Annotated in this window: 13 protein-coding genes; 9 read left to right on the forward strand and 4 right to left on the reverse strand. The window is 72.6% G+C overall.

The features are described from left to right. Positions 1-53: 53 nt before the first annotated feature. Together ACWFQ8_RS15730 and ACWFQ8_RS15735 are read right to left on the reverse strand one after the other, a co-directional pair. Positions 54-710 carry an MBL fold metallo-hydrolase gene (locus ACWFQ8_RS15730; RefSeq protein WP_453786777.1) on the reverse strand — a complete coding sequence of 219 codons (657 nt, stop codon included), beginning with the start codon at positions 708-710 and terminating at the stop codon, positions 54-56. A 25-nt stretch (positions 711-735) separates the two neighbouring features. Continuing rightward, the gene (locus ACWFQ8_RS15735; protein ID WP_453786778.1) at positions 736-1,425 is read right to left on the reverse strand and encodes a maleylpyruvate isomerase family mycothiol-dependent enzyme; all 690 of its coding nucleotides are present in this window, start codon (positions 1,423-1,425) and stop codon (positions 736-738) included. A gap of 187 nt (positions 1,426-1,612) precedes the next feature. Here ACWFQ8_RS15735 and uvrA point away from each other — a divergent pair, with 187 nt between their 5' ends. Further along, positions 1,613-4,606, forward strand: coding sequence for an excinuclease ABC subunit UvrA (gene uvrA / locus ACWFQ8_RS15740; protein WP_453786779.1), 2,994 nt, complete (start codon positions 1,613-1,615; stop codon positions 4,604-4,606). Positions 4,607-4,763: 157 nt separating this feature from the next. On the opposite strand, the gene ACWFQ8_RS15745 is transcribed toward uvrA, so the two are convergent. Continuing rightward, positions 4,764-5,651 carry a carbohydrate kinase family protein gene (locus ACWFQ8_RS15745; protein ID WP_453786780.1) on the reverse strand — a complete coding sequence of 296 codons (888 nt, stop codon included), beginning with the start codon at positions 5,649-5,651 and terminating at the stop codon, positions 4,764-4,766. Between the two features lie 91 nt (positions 5,652-5,742). Here ACWFQ8_RS15745 and ACWFQ8_RS15750 point away from each other — a divergent pair, with 91 nt between their 5' ends. Next, positions 5,743-6,174, forward strand: coding sequence for a Rieske (2Fe-2S) protein (locus ACWFQ8_RS15750; protein ID WP_453786781.1), 432 nt, complete (start codon positions 5,743-5,745; stop codon positions 6,172-6,174). Positions 6,175-6,298: 124 nt separating this feature from the next. On the opposite strand, the gene ACWFQ8_RS15755 is transcribed toward ACWFQ8_RS15750, so the two are convergent. After that, complete coding sequence (locus ACWFQ8_RS15755) at positions 6,299-7,225, reverse strand: hypothetical protein (protein ID WP_453786782.1); 927 nt, start codon at positions 7,223-7,225, stop codon at positions 6,299-6,301. Positions 7,226-7,454: 229 nt separating this feature from the next. Here ACWFQ8_RS15755 and ACWFQ8_RS15760 point away from each other — a divergent pair, with 229 nt between their 5' ends. The 7 genes from ACWFQ8_RS15760 to ACWFQ8_RS15790 all read left to right on the forward strand — a co-directional run bounded on the left by ACWFQ8_RS15760 (position 7,455) and on the right by ACWFQ8_RS15790 (position 17,262). Further along, a complete protein-coding gene (locus tag ACWFQ8_RS15760; RefSeq protein ID WP_453786783.1) occupies positions 7,455-8,051 on the forward strand; it encodes a papain-like cysteine protease family protein in 597 nt (198 codons plus the stop codon). 5 nt (positions 8,052-8,056) lie between these two features. Next, positions 8,057-8,869 carry a hypothetical protein gene (locus tag ACWFQ8_RS15765; RefSeq protein ID WP_453786863.1) on the forward strand — a complete coding sequence of 271 codons (813 nt, stop codon included), beginning with the start codon at positions 8,057-8,059 and terminating at the stop codon, positions 8,867-8,869. A 284-nt stretch (positions 8,870-9,153) separates the two neighbouring features. Then, positions 9,154-11,169, forward strand: coding sequence for an excinuclease ABC subunit UvrC (gene uvrC / locus ACWFQ8_RS15770; RefSeq protein WP_453786784.1), 2,016 nt, complete (start codon positions 9,154-9,156; stop codon positions 11,167-11,169). Next, positions 11,166-12,116 (forward strand): RNase adapter RapZ, encoded by a 951-nt coding sequence (gene rapZ, locus ACWFQ8_RS15775; RefSeq protein ID WP_453786785.1) that lies wholly within the window; start codon positions 11,166-11,168, stop codon positions 12,114-12,116. The genes uvrC and rapZ overlap by 4 nt, the downstream gene beginning before the upstream one ends. Beyond that, positions 12,113-13,168: a gluconeogenesis factor YvcK family protein gene (locus ACWFQ8_RS15780; protein ID WP_453786786.1), complete on the forward strand. Its 1,056-nt coding sequence runs from the start codon at positions 12,113-12,115 to the stop codon at positions 13,166-13,168. Before rapZ ends, ACWFQ8_RS15780 begins: the two co-directional genes overlap by 4 nt. Further along, positions 13,159-14,154, forward strand: a complete 996-nt coding sequence (gene whiA, locus ACWFQ8_RS15785) for a DNA-binding protein WhiA (protein WP_037792880.1) — start codon at positions 13,159-13,161, stop codon at positions 14,152-14,154. Before ACWFQ8_RS15780 ends, whiA begins: the two co-directional genes overlap by 10 nt. 141 nt (positions 14,155-14,295) lie before the next feature. Continuing rightward, positions 14,296-17,262, forward strand: coding sequence for a M14 family zinc carboxypeptidase (locus ACWFQ8_RS15790; RefSeq protein WP_453786787.1), 2,967 nt, complete (start codon positions 14,296-14,298; stop codon positions 17,260-17,262). Positions 17,263-17,280 lie beyond the last annotated feature (18 nt).

Genomic DNA, 17,280 nt, shown 5'->3' on the forward strand with positions numbered 1-17,280 from the left:
CGTCATCGACCGGAAGGAGTGCGCCCGGCGGCGAAGTTGACGGATTCGGTCGGCTACCAGCCGCGCTCGCGCCATTCGGCCAGGTGCGGCCGCTCCGCTCCCAGCATGGTGTCGTTGCCGTGCCCCGGGTACACCCAGGTCTCGTCCGGGAGCTGCTCGAAGAGCTTGTGCTGCACGTCGTCGACGAGCCGCTCGAAGGCCTTCGGGTCGCCCCAGGTGTTGCCGACGCCGCCCGGGAAGAGGCAGTCGCCGGTGAACACGTGCGGGTGCCCGTGCGGGTCGTCGTAGATCAGCGCGATCGAGCCGGGCGTGTGCCCGACCAGGTGCCGGGCCGTCAGCTCGACCCTGCCCACGCGCACGGTGTCCCCGTCCGCGACCGGTACCGCGGTCGGCACCGGGATGCCCTCGGCGTCGTGGACCCCCGCGTACGTGGTGGCGCCCGTCGCGTCGACCACCGCCTGGAGCGCGCCCCAGTGGTCGCCGTGCCGGTGGGTGGTGACGACGGACGCGATGCCGTCGTCCCCGATCAGGTTGAGCAGCGTGCCCGCCTCGGCGGCCGCGTCGATCAGCAGCTGCTCGCCCGTCGCCCGGCAGCGCAGCAGGTAGGCGTTGTTGTTCATCTCGCCCACCGCGACCTTGGAAATCATCAGGTCCGCGAGTTCGTGCACGTCGGCCGGACCGCCGACCTTGACCGCTCCGCTGTACGTCATGTCTCGATCCTAGAGGTGTGGCGTCCTAGAGCGGGGGGAGTGCGGGAAGGGGCCCGCCCGCCGTGGTCAGGGAGGCGCCCTTGTCGCCCCGGCCGGCCAGCCAGGCCAGCAGCCCGGCGGGGGTGCCGGACACGGTGACGACCGGGTCGCCGGCGGAGCCGGTGCGCCGGCGGGTCCCGTCGGTCGCCTCCAGGGCGGTCGGCGGCACCTCGGGGCGCCCGGACCAGCGGGCGGCGAGGAAGTCGATCTCGCGTCCGGTGAACTCGTCCGGGAGGTCGGAGAGCTCGTAGCCGATGTTCAGGTCGACGTGGTGCAGCTCCACCTCGACCAGGCGCCGGAAGGGAATGTTGGCGGCGAGGTCGGTGACGCCGTTGCGGAGCTCGACCGTGCGGGACCAGTCCCGGTCGCGGTCGCCGACGGCCAGGAAGCGGTCGGCGGAATCACGGACGTCCGCCAGTTGTTCTTCCAGAGGCCGACCGGAGTCGCGTGCGATGTCCGCGTCGCGCGCGGTGCCGCTCTCGTACATGGGGCGGCCCTCGAAAACGTTGACGAGGGCGTCCGCGTTGCGTGCGAGGTGGGCCAGGACGTGGCCGCGGGTCCAGCCGGGGAGGTGTGACTCCCCGGCGAGCGCGGCGTCGTCCAGTTTCGCCACGGCGGTCAGTAGCCGTTCCGTGGCCTCACGTACAGATCGCAGGTCGTGCACATGATCAGTCATGACGGCGAGCCTAGTGGCTCCCGGTCCCCGACCACACGATCGGGTGATGCGGTTGGCCGAGTGCCGTAAATCGAATGTGCGTGCTATACGCTCGGAAGTCCAGACTCCATCTCCACCGCAGAGGCGCCCCCCATACCCTGGGACGGGGGCCCGTGCCCCCGCTCTCTCAAGAAAGGTGCGGACCGGCGTGACCGACCGTCTCATCGTTCGTGGCGCTCGCGAGCACAACCTCAAGAACGTCTCGCTCGACCTGCCCCGCGACTCACTCATCGTCTTCACCGGACTCTCCGGGTCGGGCAAGTCCTCCCTGGCCTTCGACACGATCTTCGCCGAGGGCCAGCGCCGCTACGTCGAGTCGCTCTCGTCGTACGCCCGCCAGTTCCTCGGGCAGATGGACAAGCCCGACGTCGACTTCATCGAGGGCCTCTCCCCGGCCGTCTCGATCGACCAGAAGTCGACCTCGCGCAACCCGCGCTCGACCGTGGGCACCATCACCGAGGTCTACGACTACCTCCGCCTCCTCTTCGCGCGCATCGGCAAGCCGCACTGCCCCGAGTGCAGCCGCCCCATCTCGCGCCAGTCGCCGCAGGCGATCGTCGACAAGGTGCTCGCGCTCCCCGAGGGCAGCCGCTTCCAGGTGCTGTCCCCGCTCGTGCGCGAGCGCAAGGGCGAGTTCGTCGACCTCTTCTCCGACCTCCAGACCAAGGGGTACAGCCGGGCGCGGGTGGACGGGGAGACCATCCAGCTCTCCGAGCCGCCCGCGCTGAAGAAGCAGGAGAAGCACACCATCGAGGTGGTCATCGACCGCCTCACCGTCAAGGACAGCGCCAAGCGCCGGCTCACGGACTCCGTCGAGACCGCCCTCGGCCTCTCCGGCGGCATGGTCATCCTGGACTTCGTCGACCTCGCCGAGGACGACCCCGAGCGTGAGCGGATGTATTCCGAGCACCTCTACTGCCCGTACGACGACCTGTCCTTCGAGGAGCTGGAGCCGCGCTCCTTCTCCTTCAACTCCCCCTTCGGCGCCTGCCCCGAGTGCACCGGCATCGGCACGCGCATGGAGGTGGACCCGGATCTGATCATTCCGGACGAGGACAAGTCCCTGGACGAGGGCGCCGTATCGCCGTGGTCGCTGGGCCACACCAAGGACTACTTCCAGCGGCTGATCGGCGCGCTCGCCCAGGAACTGGGCTTCCGCACGGACATCGCGTGGGCGGGGCTCCCGCTGCGCGCGAAGAAGGCCCTGCTCTACGGGCACAAGACGCAGATCGAGGTCCGCTACCGCAACCGGTACGGGCGCGAGCGGGCGTACACGACCGCCTTCGAGGGCGCCGTGCCGTTCGTCAAGCGGCGGCACGCGGAGTCCGAGAGCGACGCCAGCCGCGAGCGCTTCGAGGGCTACATGCGCGAGGTGCCCTGTCCGACCTGTGAGGGGACCCGGCTCAAGCCGATCGTCCTCGCGGTGACGGTGATGGAGAAGTCCATCGCCGACGTCGCCGCCATGTCGATCAGCGAGTGCGCGGAGTTCCTCGGACGGATGCGGCTCGACGCCCGCGAGAAGAAGATCGCCGAGCGGGTCCTCAAGGAGGTCAACGAGCGGCTGCGCTTCCTCGTCGACGTCGGCCTGGACTACCTCTCGCTCAACCGCGCGGCCGGCACCCTCTCCGGCGGCGAGGCCCAGCGCATCCGGCTCGCCACGCAGATCGGCTCCGGCCTGGTCGGCGTGCTGTACGTCCTGGACGAGCCCTCGATCGGCCTGCACCAGCGGGACAACCACCGGCTGATCGAGACGCTGGTGCGGCTGCGCGACATGGGCAACACGCTCATCGTCGTCGAGCACGACGAGGACACCATCAAGGTGGCCGACTGGGTCGTCGACATCGGCCCGGGAGCGGGCGAGCACGGCGGCAAGGTCGTCCACAGCGGCTCGCTCAAGGATCTGCTGGAGAACACCGAGTCGGTGACGGGGCAGTACCTGTCGGGCAAGCGCTCCATCGCGATCCCTGACGTGCGCCGGCCCGTGAACGGCGAGCGGCAGCTGACCGTCCACGGCGCCAAGGAGAACAACCTGCGGGACATCGACGTGTCCTTCCCGCTGGGCGTGCTCACGGCGGTCACCGGCGTGTCGGGCTCGGGCAAGTCGACACTGGTCAACGACATCCTCTACACGCACCTGGCGCGCGAGCTGAACGGCGCCCGCTCGGTGCCGGGCCGGCACACCCGGGTGGAGGGGGACGACCTCGTCGACAAGGTCGTGCACGTCGACCAGTCGCCGATCGGCCGGACCCCCCGGTCGAACCCGGCCACGTACACCGGCGTCTTCGACCACGTGCGCAGGCTCTTCGCGGAGACCATGGAGGCGAAGGTGCGCGGCTACCTGCCGGGCCGCTTCTCCTTCAACGTGAAGGGCGGCCGGTGCGAGAACTGCTCCGGCGACGGCACGATCAAGATCGAGATGAACTTCCTGCCGGACGTCTACGTCCCGTGCGAGGTCTGCCACGGCGACCGGTACAACCGGGAGACGCTGGAGGTCCACTACAAGGGCAAGTCCATCGCGGAAGTCCTGAACATGCCGATCGAGGAGGCGCTGGGCTTCTTCGAAGCGGTGCCGACGATCGCTCGCCACCTCAAGACGCTCAACGAGGTCGGGCTGGGCTACGTCCGCCTCGGCCAGTCGGCGCCGACGCTGTCGGGCGGTGAGGCGCAGCGCGTGAAGCTCGCGTCCGAGCTGCAGAAGCGGTCGACGGGCCGCACGGTGTACGTGCTCGACGAGCCGACGACGGGCCTGCACTTCGAGGACATCTCGAAGCTGATCAAGGTGCTGTCGGGGCTGGTGGACAAGGGCAACTCGGTGATCGTCATCGAGCACAACCTGGACGTCGTCAAGACCGCGGACTGGGTCATCGACATGGGTCCGGAGGGCGGCTACGGCGGCGGCATCGTGGTCGCCGAGGGCACGCCCGAGCAGGTGGCCTCGGTCGGCGCGAGCCACACGGGCAAGTTCCTGCGGGACATCCTGGGAGCGGACCGGATCTCCGACGCCGGGTCGCCTCCGGCGCGGACGGTCAAGGCCGCGAAGAAGGCCCCGGCGAAGAAGGCCCCCGCGAAGAAGGCGGCGGCCGCGAAGAAGACCGCCGCCGCCCCGGCGAAGAAGGCGACACCCCGAGCCCGCAAGGCGTAGCCGCCGAGCGGAACCGGGTGCGGGAAGGGGTTCGGCCGCCGGGCCGGGCCCCTTCCCCGCCTCCGGGCGGAGGGTCCGGGCGGAGCCCCGGGTCTTTCGGCCGCGCCGGCGCACGGTGCGCGGGCGCGACCGCCGGCGGGCGCCGCCGGTCACAGCGCTAGGCGTCGAGCTCCGCCGCGTACGGCGGCTCGGCGCCGGCGCGGGTGCACGTCAGCGCGGCCGCGTGCGCGGCGTAGGACAGCACGTCCGGCCAGTCCACCGCCGGCCCCGGCGGGCCGACGGCCGCGAGCCGGTGCAGCAGCGCCGCGTTGACGGTGTCACCGGCGCCGATGGTGTCCGCCACGGCGACCCGGCGGGCCGCCACCGAGTGCTCCGCCCCGTCCCGCGTCCACACCGTCAGGCCCGCCGCGCCCCGGGTCAGCACCACCGCCGCGGGGCCCGCCGCGAGCCAGTCGCCGACCCGGCCGCCCAGCCAGGCCGCGTCCTCCTCCGACAGCTTGAGCACCGTCGTGTGCGGAAGCAGCCGCTCCCGGAACCGGGCCCGGTACGCCTCCGGGTCGGCGATCAGCGCCGGCCGGATGTTGGGGTCGAGCAGGGTCAGCACCCCGCGCCGCGACTCCCGCCGCAGCAGGGCCTCGTAGGCGCTCGCGCCCGGTTCCAGGACCAGCGAGCAGGTGCCGAGCGCGAGGGCCCGCACCGTGTCGGGAAAGGCGGGCGGGAGGGTGAACAGGCGGTCCGCCGTGCCCTCGACGTAGAAGCCGTACGAGGCCGAGCCGTCCGGGGCCAGCGACGGCACGGCGAGGGTGGTGGGCTCCGGCCCGCGCCGGACCAGCGACAGGTCCACCCCGGCCGCCCGCAGCCCGGCCAGCAGGCTCTCGCCGAAGCCGTCCGCCGAGACCCGCGAGCAGAAGGCGACCGGCGCGCCGAGCCGGCCCAGCGCGAGGGCGGTGTTGTACGGTCCGCCGCCCGGGCGGGGCAGCAGTGCGCCCGGGGGGTGGGCCACGGGCACCAGGTCGATGAGCGCTTCTCCGCCGACGACGATCACGCGGGGGAAGCTACCCCATCGGCCGCCGGTATCGTCGGGTGGGCCGGAGCCCCGCTCGGCACCGGCCCCGCTCGTCACCCAGGAGAGTTCCATGTCCGCGTCGCAGTCCTCCACCCGCCGTACCGTCCTCAAGGGCGCCGCCGCCCTCGTGGGGGCCGCCGGCGCCGGAGCGACCCTCGCGGCCTGCTCGACCGCGACGAACAGCGGCGGGAACACCCCGGCGACCCCCACCGCCCCGGTGGAGCTGGGCGCCGCGGCCGACGTCCCGGTGGGTGGCGCGAAGCTGTACCGGGAGCGGAAGCTGGTCGTCAGCTGCCCGGCCGAGGGCCAGTACAAGGCGTTCAGCGCCCAGTGCACGCACGCGGGCTGCGTCCTCGACGAGATCGTCGAGGGCGAGGGCAACTGCCCCTGCCACGGGAGCCGTTTCGACGTGACCACCGGCCGGGCCCTGCGCGGCCCGGCCACCGACCCGCTGCCCGCCGTCCCGGTCCGGGCGGAGAACGGCAGGCTCATCGCGGGCTGACCGGGCCCGGGCACCGGCCGGGGCGGATACCGCTCCCGGTCCTGGCCCTGGTCCCGCTCCCGGTCCTGGCCCTGGTCCCGCTCCCGGTCCCGGCCCTGGTCCCGGTCCCGTCCGTGTCCGCGGTCTAGTCCCAGTCCCAGGCGATCCCGAGGATGCCCCGCGACACCGTCTGCTCCACCAGGTGCACCGCCTGGTGCCGCCCGCTCGGCGTCAGGTCCGCGAGGGCCGTGCGCGGGGCCTGCGGGCCGGTACGGGCGAAGCGCCGGCAGCGCACGGGCAGGGCGGCGTCGTCGAACCGGACCTGGAGCATGTACTGGCCGCCCGCGTAGCTGAAGCCGCGCACGTACTCCCCGCTGCGCGCGCCGGTGCCGTCCTCGATGCCGTACCCGAAGACGTACGTGTCCCCGTGCCGCAGCCGGGCGTCGAAGAGCAGCTCCGCGACGACGACGCCGGCCGCCGGATGGTGCCGCACCCGGCCCGTGCGGCAGTTCTCCCGCGCCCGCACCCGCACCCGGGACGGGTCGCAGCCCGGATCGCCGTGGTGGACGGCGAGGTAGCGGTCGACCCCGTCGCGGTGGGCGCGGACGATCTGCTCCGAGTCCCGCGTCCGCAGTTCGCCGTCCGGCCCGATGCCGACCCGTTCGTGATGGCCGACCGAGTGCAGTCCGCCGTCGGTCGGCAGGTCCAGGCCGTCGAGCAGCTGCTCGACGGCCGCGCCCACGCTCACCAGGGCCCGGTACGAGCGGGCGGCCGGGCGGGAGGGTCCGGGCTCCGGCGTGCCCAGCAGCCGGACGAGCGCGCCGTCCGGCAGCTCCAGTATCTGCTCCAGGGCGCGGACGGCCCGGAGCGACTCCGCACGGCGCGGCCGCCGGGCGCCCTGCTGCCAGTAACTGAGGCTGGTGACACCCAGCTTGATGCCGCGCGCCGCGAGCCGGTGCTGCACCCGGTGCAGGGGGAGCCCGCGCGCGGCGAGGGCGGCGCGCAGGGCCAGGTGGAAGGGTCCGCCGCGCAGGAGCTGTCCGAGATCCGCCGTGTCTCCGGTCGGCCGCATGACGACTCCTCTGTGAACGTTCACTGGCGCCCGGGCGGGAGAGCGCTCCGACGGCTCACGGGGACCAGGTGAAACGACAGCAACCGTTCACACCGCAGCCTCACCGTTCACACCGCAATGTCAGGGCGTATTGAAGCGTGTTGACCTGATCGCGACAACACCCTGATGCTCCCCACAGCGTCCGGACGCGCTCCTCCACCCCCACTCTCCCCACCTCGGGAGGAACGCGATGCGCAACCGAAACCGGCGGCTTTCCCTGGCCGCCCTACTGACCGCCCTGCTCCTGGCCGTCCCCACGGCCACGGCCACGGCCACGGCCGCCTCCGGCACGGACACCGCCGTCCTCGCCTCCAAGCGGCTGAACATCACCATGCAGGCACAGCAGAAGACGAACTGGTGCTGGGCGGCCGGTGGCAACACCATCGCCACCTGGTTCGGCCGCACCTACAGCCAGAACCAGTTCTGCAACGCCGCCTTCAACCGCCAGCAGGGCTACGACTGCCCCAACAACCAGGCCACCCTCGGCAACGTCCAGACCGGACTGCGCTGGGCGGGCATCAACTCCGGCTCGTACGTCAACGGCTGGCTCCAGTACTCCACCGTGCAGAACGAGATCAACGCCAACCGCCCGATCGAGACCAGGATCCAGTGGTCCAACGGCGGCGGGCACATGCACGTGGTCTACGGCTACGACACCGCCAACAACTGGGTCTACTGGGGAGACCCGTGGCCGTCCAGCGACCGCTACAACTGGGCCTCCCACGCCTGGTACGTCAACAACAACACCTTCTCCTGGACCCACTCTCTCTACCGGATCGGGGCGTGACCGCCATGACCCTGCGCCCGCTGACCGCCGCCGGCGCGGTCCTCGCCGCCACCGTCCTCCTCGGCATCGCCCCGCAGGCGGCCGCGGCGGCGCCCGTGCCGCAGCCCCTGGCCGCCACCGCCGAGACCCGGGCCGAGGCCGGGCGGGCGGCCGCCGCCCCCGAGACCCTGGCCACGCTGTCCCGCTTCTTCGCCCGCGAGGGCAAGGTCTCGCCCGCCGCCGCGCAGCCGCGCATCGAGGGCGAGGCGCTGCCCGTGCACCACCTCTCGCCGGAGTTCGTCGCGGGCCGGGCGGGCGCGCCGGTGGCCCGCCTGGAGTTCCTCGCCAGCAAGGCGGTCTCCTCCGACGGCCAGCAGGCCGCGCTGTGGACCGCGAGGACCGAGGCCGGGTGGCAGGTCGTGAACATCGCGACCGGCGACGACGAGTTCCGCTACGCACGGCTCGGCGCGGCCGCGCTGCCCGGCGGCACCGTCTTCCGGGAACCGCAGATCGACGCGTGGTACGTGGCCGGTGACGGCAGGGTGCTGCCGCTGGACGAGGACGCCGCGCGGGCGGTGGGCGGCGGGGGCACCACGCTGGCCGGGTACCGGGCGCGCGTCGTGAAGGCGTACGGGGACAAGCTGGCCGGTTCCGCGTACGCGGAGGCAGGCATGGCGGGAGGCTTCGCCGATGGCTCCGCCGCGGGGCCGGTCGACATCGCCGCGCCGCCGCCGCCGGACTCCGGGGCCGGGACTCCGGTGGCGCCGGTGGCCGGCGGGGCGCTCGCGCTGACCGCAGCGGGAGCACTCCTCTTCCGCCGCCGCACCCCCGCCGCGTAACCCACCGCAGGGGGCCGGGCCCGTCGGGTCCGGTCCCCGGTGGGGTCCGGCTCCCGAGCGGGGGCCAGATTCAGCCCGCCGGCGTTGCCGAGGGAACCCGGCTCCGCCGGCACCGGGCTCTGCCCGGACCCGCGCCTCAATCGCCGGCGGGGCTGGAGGGGCGGTGGGCTGGAGGGGCCGGTGGGTCGCGGCGCCCCGGGGAGCCCGGCCGGGAGTGGCCGGTGGGGGGCGCCGGGAGCGGACGGGTACGGGGCGTTGTCAGTCGGCGCAAGTAGGGTGGCGGCATGGCCGACCCTTCCAGCTACCGCCCCAAGCCAGGGCAGGTCCCCGACTCCCCGGGGGTCTACAAGTTCCGCGACGAGCACCGCCGGGTGATCTACGTCGGGAAGGCCAAGAGCCTGCGCCAACGCCTGGCCAGCTACTTCCAGGACGTCGCCGGACTGCACCCCCGTACCGCCACCATGGTGACCACGGCCGCCTCCGTCGAGTGGACCGTCGTCTCCACCGAGGTCGAGGCGCTCCAGCTGGAGTACTCCTGGATCAAGGAGTTCGACCCCCGGTTCAACGTCAAGTACCGGGACGACAAGAGCTACCCCTCCCTCGCCGTCACCCTCAACGAGGAGTACCCGAGGGTCCAGGTCATGCGCGGGCCCAAGAAGAAGGGCGTGCGCTACTTCGGCCCCTACGGGCACGCCTGGGCCATCCGCGAGACCGTCGACCTGATGCTGCGGGTCTTCCCCGTCCGCACCTGCTCCGCCGGAGTGTTCAAGCGCTCCGCGCAGATCGGCCGCCCCTGCCTGCTCGGCTACATCGGCAAGTGCTCCGCGCCGTGCGTCGGCCGGGTCACCCCCGACGAGCACCGCGACCTCGCCGAGGACTTCTGCGACTTCATGGCCGGCCGCACCGGCACCTACCTCTCCCGCCTCGAACAGCAGATGCGTGAGGCCGCCGAGGAGATGGAGTACGAGAAGGCCGCCCGGCTGCGCGACGACATAGGGGCGCTGCGCCGCGCCATGGAGAAGAACGCCGTGGTGCTCGCCGATGCCACCGACGCCGACCTCGTCGCGGTCGCCGAGGACGAGCTCGAAGCCGCCGTGCAGATCTTCCACGTACGCGGCGGCCGGGTCCGCGGCCAGCGCGGCTGGGTCACCGACAAGGTCGAGGCCGTCGACACGGCCGGGCTCGTCGAGCACGCGCTCCAGCAGCTCTACGGGGAGGAGAAGGGCGAGGCGGTCCCCAAGGAGGTGCTGGTCCCGGCCCTCCCCGAGGACACCCCGGCCCTGAGCCAGTGGCTCGCCGAGCGCCGCGGGTCGAACGTCAGCCTGCGCATCCCGCAGCGCGGCGACAAGAAGGCCCTCATGGAGACCGTCCACCGCAACGCGCAGCAGTCCCTCATGCTGCACAAGACCAAGCGCGCCAGCGACCTGACCACCCGCTCGCGGGCCCTGGAGGAGATCGCCGAGGCCCTGGAGCTGGACAGCGCCCCGCTGCGCATCGAGTGCTACGACATCTCGCACCTCCAGGGCGACGACGTGGTGGCGTCGATGGTCGTCTTCGAGGACGGGCTCGCGCGCAAGAGCGAGTACCGGCGCTTCCAGGTCAAGTCCTTCGAGGGGCAGGACGACGTCCGCTCCATGCACGAGGTGGTGTCCCGCCGCTTCCGCCGCTACCTCCAGGAGAAGCTGAAGACGGGGGAGTGGGAGTCGGAGGAGTCCGGCGAGGTCGGGGAGGCGCCCGAGGACGACGGCCGGCCCAAGCGGTTCGCGTACCCGCCCCAGCTCGTGGTGGTCGACGGCGGCCGGCCTCAGGTCGCCGCCGCCAAGCGGGCGCTGGAGGAGCTCGGGGTCGACGACGTCGCCGTGTGCGGCCTGGCCAAGCGGCTGGAGGAGGTCTGGCTGCCCGGCGAGGACGACCCGGTGGTGCTGCCCCGCACCAGTGAGGGCCTCTACCTGCTCCAGCGGGTGCGTGACGAAGCGCACCGGTTCGCCATCCAGTACCAGCGCAACAAACGGGGCAAGCGCCTGCGGTCCGGCCCGCTGGACGACGTGCCCGGTCTCGGCGAGAGCCGCAAGCAGGCCCTGGTCAAACACTTCGGTTCGGTGAAAAAGCTGAGACAGGCGACAATCGACCAGATCTGCGAGGTCCCGGGCATAGGACGCAAGACGGCCGAGACCGTGGCCGCGGCCCTCGCCGGGGCCGTACCGGCCGGTCCCGCCGTCAACACGGCCACAGGAGAGATCATTGAGGACGAGACCCCCGCACCCGCGGGAGCAACGTCCGAACGGGGGACCGAGCAATGACCGAGCACGAGACCGCGCACGACCGAGACGGAGCACAGGTGAGTACGGGCACGACAGCGGAGCCCGGCGGCGAGACCGCCGAGGCGGCCATCCCCGAGCTGGTGATCATCTCCGGAATGTCCGGGGCCGGCCGCAGTACGGCGGCGAAGTGTCTGGAGGACCTCGGCTGGTTCGTCGTCGACAACCTGCCGCCCGCGCTGATCCCCACCATGGTGGAGCTCGGTGCCCGCTCGCAGGGCAATGTGGCGCGCATCGCCGTCGTCGTCGACGTCCGAGGCCGCCAGTTCTTCGACGCCCTGCGCGAGTCCCTCGCCGACCTCGACAGCAAGGGCGTCACCCGGCGCATCGTCTTCCTGGAGTCCTCCGACGACGCGCTGGTGCGCCGCTTCGAGTCGGTCCGCCGGCCGCACCCGCTGCAGGGCGACGGACGCATCACCGACGGCATCGCCGCCGAGCGCGACCTGCTGCGCGAGCTGCGCGGCGACGCCGACCTGGTGATCGACACCTCCAGCCTGAACGTGCACGAGCTGCGCGCCAAGATGGACGCCCAGTTCGCCGGGGACGAGGAGCCCGAGCTGCGGGCCACCGTCATGTCCTTCGGCTTCAAGTACGGCCTGCCCGTCGACGCCGACCTCGTCGTCGACTGCCGTTTCATCCCCAACCCGCACTGGGTCCCGGAGCTGCGCCCCTTCACCGGGCTCAACGAGGAGGTGTCGGGCTACGTCTTCAGCCAGCCCGGCGCCAAGGAGTTCCTCGACCGCTACACCGAGCTGCTCCAGCTCATCGCCGCCGGCTACCGCCGCGAGGGCAAGCGGTACGTGACCATCGCGGTCGGGTGCACGGGCGGCAAGCACCGCAGCGTGGCCATGTCCGAGAAGCTCGCCGCCCGCCTTGCCTCCGAAGGAGTCGAGACCGTCGTCGTCCACCGGGACATGGGGCGCGAGTGACCGCACGGACCCTGAGGCTGAGCCGCCTGCGGCGGCTCACCCCCGGCCGCGGCGACGGCGCCGGCGGCCGCAGCGGCCGCCGGCGCGCCGCCACGCCCAAGGTGGTGGCGCTCGGCGGCGGCCAGGGCCTGTCGGCCTCCCTCGCCGCCCTGCGCCGGATCACCGGTGACCTCACCGCCGTGGTCACCGTCGCCGACGACGGCGGTTCCAGCGGCCGGCTCCGCGAGGAGCTCGGCGTGCTGCCGCCCGGCGACCTGCGCAAGGCGCTGGCCGCGCTGTGCGGGGACGACGAGTGGGGCCAGACCTGGGCCCGCGTCATCCAGCACCGCTTCCAGTCGCGCGGCGACCTGCACGAGCACGCCGTCGGCAACCTGCTGATCGTCGCCCTGTGGGAGCAGCTCGGCGACCCGGTCCAGGCCCTCGACCTCGTCGGCAGGCTGCTCGGCGCGCAGGGCCGGGTGCTGCCCATGTCGGCGGTGCCGCTGGAGCTCCAGGCCCTGGTCAAGGGCCACGACCCGGCGCGTCCGGAGGACGTGGACACCGTACGGGGGCAGGCCACGGTGGCCCTCACCCCCGGTGAGGTGCTCTCCGTGCAGGTCGTGCCGAGCGACCCGCCGGCCGTGCCCGAGGCCGTCGCGGCGGTGCTGGACGCAGACTGGGTGGTCCTCGGCCCGGGGTCCTGGTTCTCCTCCGTGATCCCGCACCTGCTGGTGCCGGAACTGCTCGACGCGCTGAGCGGGACGAAGGCCCGCCGGGTCCTGTCGCTGAACCTCGCGCCGCAGCCCGGCGAAACCGAGGGCTTCTCTCCGCAGCGTCATTTGGAGGTTTTGGCCCGACACGCCCCTAAACTCGCCCTGGACGTGGTGCTGGCCGACGTGGCCGCCGTGCCCGACCGCGAGTCCCTCGCCGATGCCGCACAACGGTTCGGCGCCGCGGTCGAGCTGGCGCCGGTTGCCAGGCGGGACGGGTCTCCGAAGCATGATCCGGAGCTGCTCGCCGCCGCGTACGACCGTATTTTTCGGATGCATGGAAGGATCGGCCCATGGCGATGACGCCCGCGGTGAAGGATGAGATCTCCCGCCTGCCCGTCACCCGGACCTGCTGCAGAAAAGCGGAGGTCTCGGCGATTCTTCGGTTCGCGGGCGGGTTGCACCTGGTCAGCGGACGGATCGTCATCGAGGCGGAGCTGGACACGGGCATCGCCGCCCGCCGGCTGCGCAAGGACATCCTGGAGATCTTCGGCCATTCCTCGGACCTCGTGGTGATGGCCCCCGGCGGACTGCGCCGCGGAAGCCGCTACGTGGTCCGCGTCGTGGCCGGGGGCGACCAGCTGGCCCGCCAGACGGGCCTCGTGGACGGCCGGGGCCGACCGATCCGGGGTCTTCCCCCGCAGGTGGTCTCCGGGGCCACCTGCGATGCGGAGGCCGCCTGGCGCGGCGCCTTCCTGGCCCACGGCTCGCTCACCGAGCCGGGCCGGTCCTCCTCCCTGGAGGTCACCTGCCCCGGCCCGGAGGCCGCCCTGGCCCTGGTGGGCGCCGCCCGCAGGCTGTCCATCGCCGCCAAGGCCCGCGAGGTGCGGGGCGTGGACCGGGTCGTCGTCCGCGACGGCGACGCGATCGGAGCCCTGCTGACCCGCCTCGGCGCCCACGAGTCGGTGCTGGCCTGGGAGGAGCGGCGGATGCGGCGCGAGGTGCGCGCCACCGCCAACCGGCTCGCCAACTTCGACGACGCGAACCTGCGCCGCTCGGCCCGGGCGGCCGTGGCCGCGGGAGCCCGCGTACAGCGCGCGCTGGAGATCCTCGGCGAGGAGGTCCCCGAGCACCTCGCGGCGGCCGGCCGGCTGCGCATGGAGCACAAGCAGGCCTCGCTGGAGGAGCTCGGCGCGCTCGCCGACCCGCCGCTGACCAAGGACGCGGTCGCCGGCCGGATCCGCCGGCTGCTGGCGATGGCCGACAAGCGCGCCCAGGACCTCGGCATCCCGGGCACCGAGTCGAACCTCGACCTCAGCGAGGAGCTGGCCGACAACATGGCCGGCTGACCAGCCGGCGCCCGTACGCCGCGAGGGGCCCGCACGATCACCCGTGCGGGCCCCTCGCGGCACGCCCCATTGACATGACCATGGGCCGGTCTTGAGTCTGTCGTCCACAGCTTTCGTGGCAGACGACGCCCAGGGGGGCACATGAGGCACCGCGCGAGATCGATCCTCGCCGCAACCGCACTCGTCTTCGCAACCACATTCGCCGCGTTACCCGCCACGGCCCAGGCCCGGCCGGGCCCCGCCACCGCGGCCGGCTCCGCCGACGAGGAGATCCGGGTCTACGAGGCCGACATCACCCGGGAGCAGGTCCCGCTCGTCCTCGCCGCAGGCCAGGACGCCCACGAGCTCTCCGAGCGCGCTCCGGAGACCGGGACGGCCAGGGTCGAGCTCTTCCTCACGCCCGGCGGGGCCGGGGACCTCGCCGCCCAGGGCCTGCGGCTCACGGAACGCAAGGTCGGGGCCGAGGGCACGGCCCGGTCCAAGGCCGCCGGCGACGGAGTCTTCCGCCCGTACAGCGGCAAGGACGGCCTGCGGGAGGAGATCCTCGCGGCGGGCCGGGCGAACCCCGGCCTCACCAAGGTCGTCTCCCTCGGCAAGACCGTCCGGGGCCAGGACATCCTCGCCCTCAAGGTCAGCAAGAACGCCGCGAAGACCAAGGACGGCGACAAGCCCTCCGTGCTGTACATGTCCAACCAGCACGCCCGCGAGTGGATCACCCCGGAGATGACCCGGCGGCTGATGCACCACACGATCGACAGCTACGGCAAGGACCCGCGGATCACCGCCCTGGTGGACTCCACCGAGCTGTGGTTCCTGCTCTCCGCCAACCCCGACGGGTACGACTACACGCACGCCCCCGACGGCGAGCGGCTGTGGCGCAAGAACCTGCGCGACAACAACGGCGACGGCAGGACCACCGCGGTCGACGGCGTCGACCTCAACCGCAACTTCGCCTACAAGTGGGGCTACGACAACGAGGGCTCCTCACCCCATCGGGCGAGCGAGACCTACCGGGGCCCCCGGGCCTCCTCCGAGCCCGAGACCGTCGCCCTCGACCGGTTCCAGAAGCGCATCGGCTTCGAGTACGCCATCAACTACCACTCAGCCGCCGAGCTGCTGCTCTACGGCGTCGGCTGGCAGGTGGCCACGCCCACCCCGGACGACATCGCCTACCAGGCGCTGGCCGGCACCCCCGAGAACCCCGCCGTCCCGGGCTACTACCCGCAGGTCTCCTCCGAGCTGTACACCACCAACGGAGAGGCCGACGGACACGCGTCCAACGTCAACGGCATCATGATGTTCACACCGGAGATGACCACCTGCCAGACGGCCTCCGAGATCGATCCAAACGACCGGTGGAAGCCCGAGGACTGCGCCTCCGGCTTCAACTTCCCGGACGACGAGAAGCTCGTCCAGGCCGAGTTCGCGAAGAACGTCTCGTTCGCCCTCTCGGTCGGCGAGAGCGCCGCGCACCCGGACCGCCCGGCTTCCGCCGTGGGCCTGACCGCCGCCGACTTCACCCTCGACCCCTTCACCACCTCCTACGCGGCCCGCGGCGAGGAGCAGGCGGTCTCGGTCACGGCCCGCAAGGCGCTGCGGGACAAGGAGCTCAACTACCGCGTCAACGGCGGCCGTACGCACGACGAGGACCTCAAGCCCTGGAAGGGCGGCGACGTCTACGGCGGCGAGGACAACAACTGGTTCGACGAGTACCGGGCCGAGGTCGACGGGACGAAGCCGGGCGACCGGGTCGAGGTCTGGTTCACCGGCCGCGACCGCTCCGGCGAGCAGGTGTCCAGTGAGCGCTTCACCTACACGGTGGCCGAGCGGCCGCGCGCGGACGTGCTGGTCGTCGCCGAGGAGGGCGCCCCGGCGCAGCACGCCCGGACCTACGTCGACGCCCTGCGCGCCAACGGCAGGTCCGCGGCGGTGTGGGACGTCGCGGTGCAGGGCGCCCCGCACCACCTCGGGGTCCTCTCCCACTTCCGGACGGCCGTGCACCACACCGGCGCCAAGACACCGGGCGGTGACACGCAGCTCGCGATCCGCGACTTCCTGAACGAGGGCGGCAAGCTGATCGAGGCCGGTGAACTGGCCGGCGGCAACGCCCGGGTCGGCCGGGCCGTGACCAACGACTTCAGCCAGTACTGGCTCGGGGCCTACGGCCGTACGGGCGTGCGCGGCGCCACCGGGTTCGCCGGGGCGGGGACCCTCGCCGGCGCGGCGGGCGGCCTCGGCGACGCCGCGGGCAACCCGCTGGACGCGCCCGGGTCCTACACGGTGACCTCCGAGACCCTGGCGCCGGAACTCTTCCCGCAGTTCAAGAGCGCGCAGGCGGGGCAGTTCGGCGGGGTCGTGAACCCGTACGCCCCCTATGCCGGCGCCACGATGGCCTCGGCCCTGCACGAGGACAGCGACTGGAAGCGGCTGGTCACCGCCATCGACCTGACGCAGGTCGCCGCCGCCGACAAGCCGCAGCTCAAGCTCGCGCTGAACTGGAACACCGAGGAGGGCTACGACCACGCCCTCCTGGAGGCGCGCACGGCCGGCGGCGACGACTGGACCACGCTGCCCGACACGGGCGGCCTGAGCGGCACCGCCGTCCCACAGGAGTGCGCGGCCGGGTTCTTCATGAACGACCACCCGTTCCTGCGCCGCTACCTCACCCTGGCCGGCGGCGGCTGCACCCCGCAGGGAAGCAGCGGGGCCTGGAACAGCTTCACCGGCTCCTCCGGCGGCTGGAAGCAGGTCTCCTTCGACCTGAGCGCCTACGCGGGCAGGACCGTCGAGGTCTCGCTCTCCTACGTCACCGACCCGGGCTCCGGCGGCCGCGGCGTCTTCGCGGACGAGGCGCGCCTGAACGTGGGCGGCACCGATCGCCCCGCGGAGGGATTCGAGACCTCCCTGGGCGCGTGGACCGCCGGGGGCGCACCTGCCGGAAGCCCCGAAGTTCCGGGCGATTGGACCCGGTCGGGAGAGCTGTTCAGGTCCTACGCGGCCGTCACTACGCGTGACACCGTCCTGCTCGGCTTCGGCCTCGAACACCTGCCGGCCGCGAAGGACCGCGCCCTACTCGTCGGTAAGGCGCTGCATGCGCTGAACCGCTGATCAGCGGCCCTCCCGTCA

Source organism: Streptomyces sp. NPDC055254, from assembly GCF_053606025.1.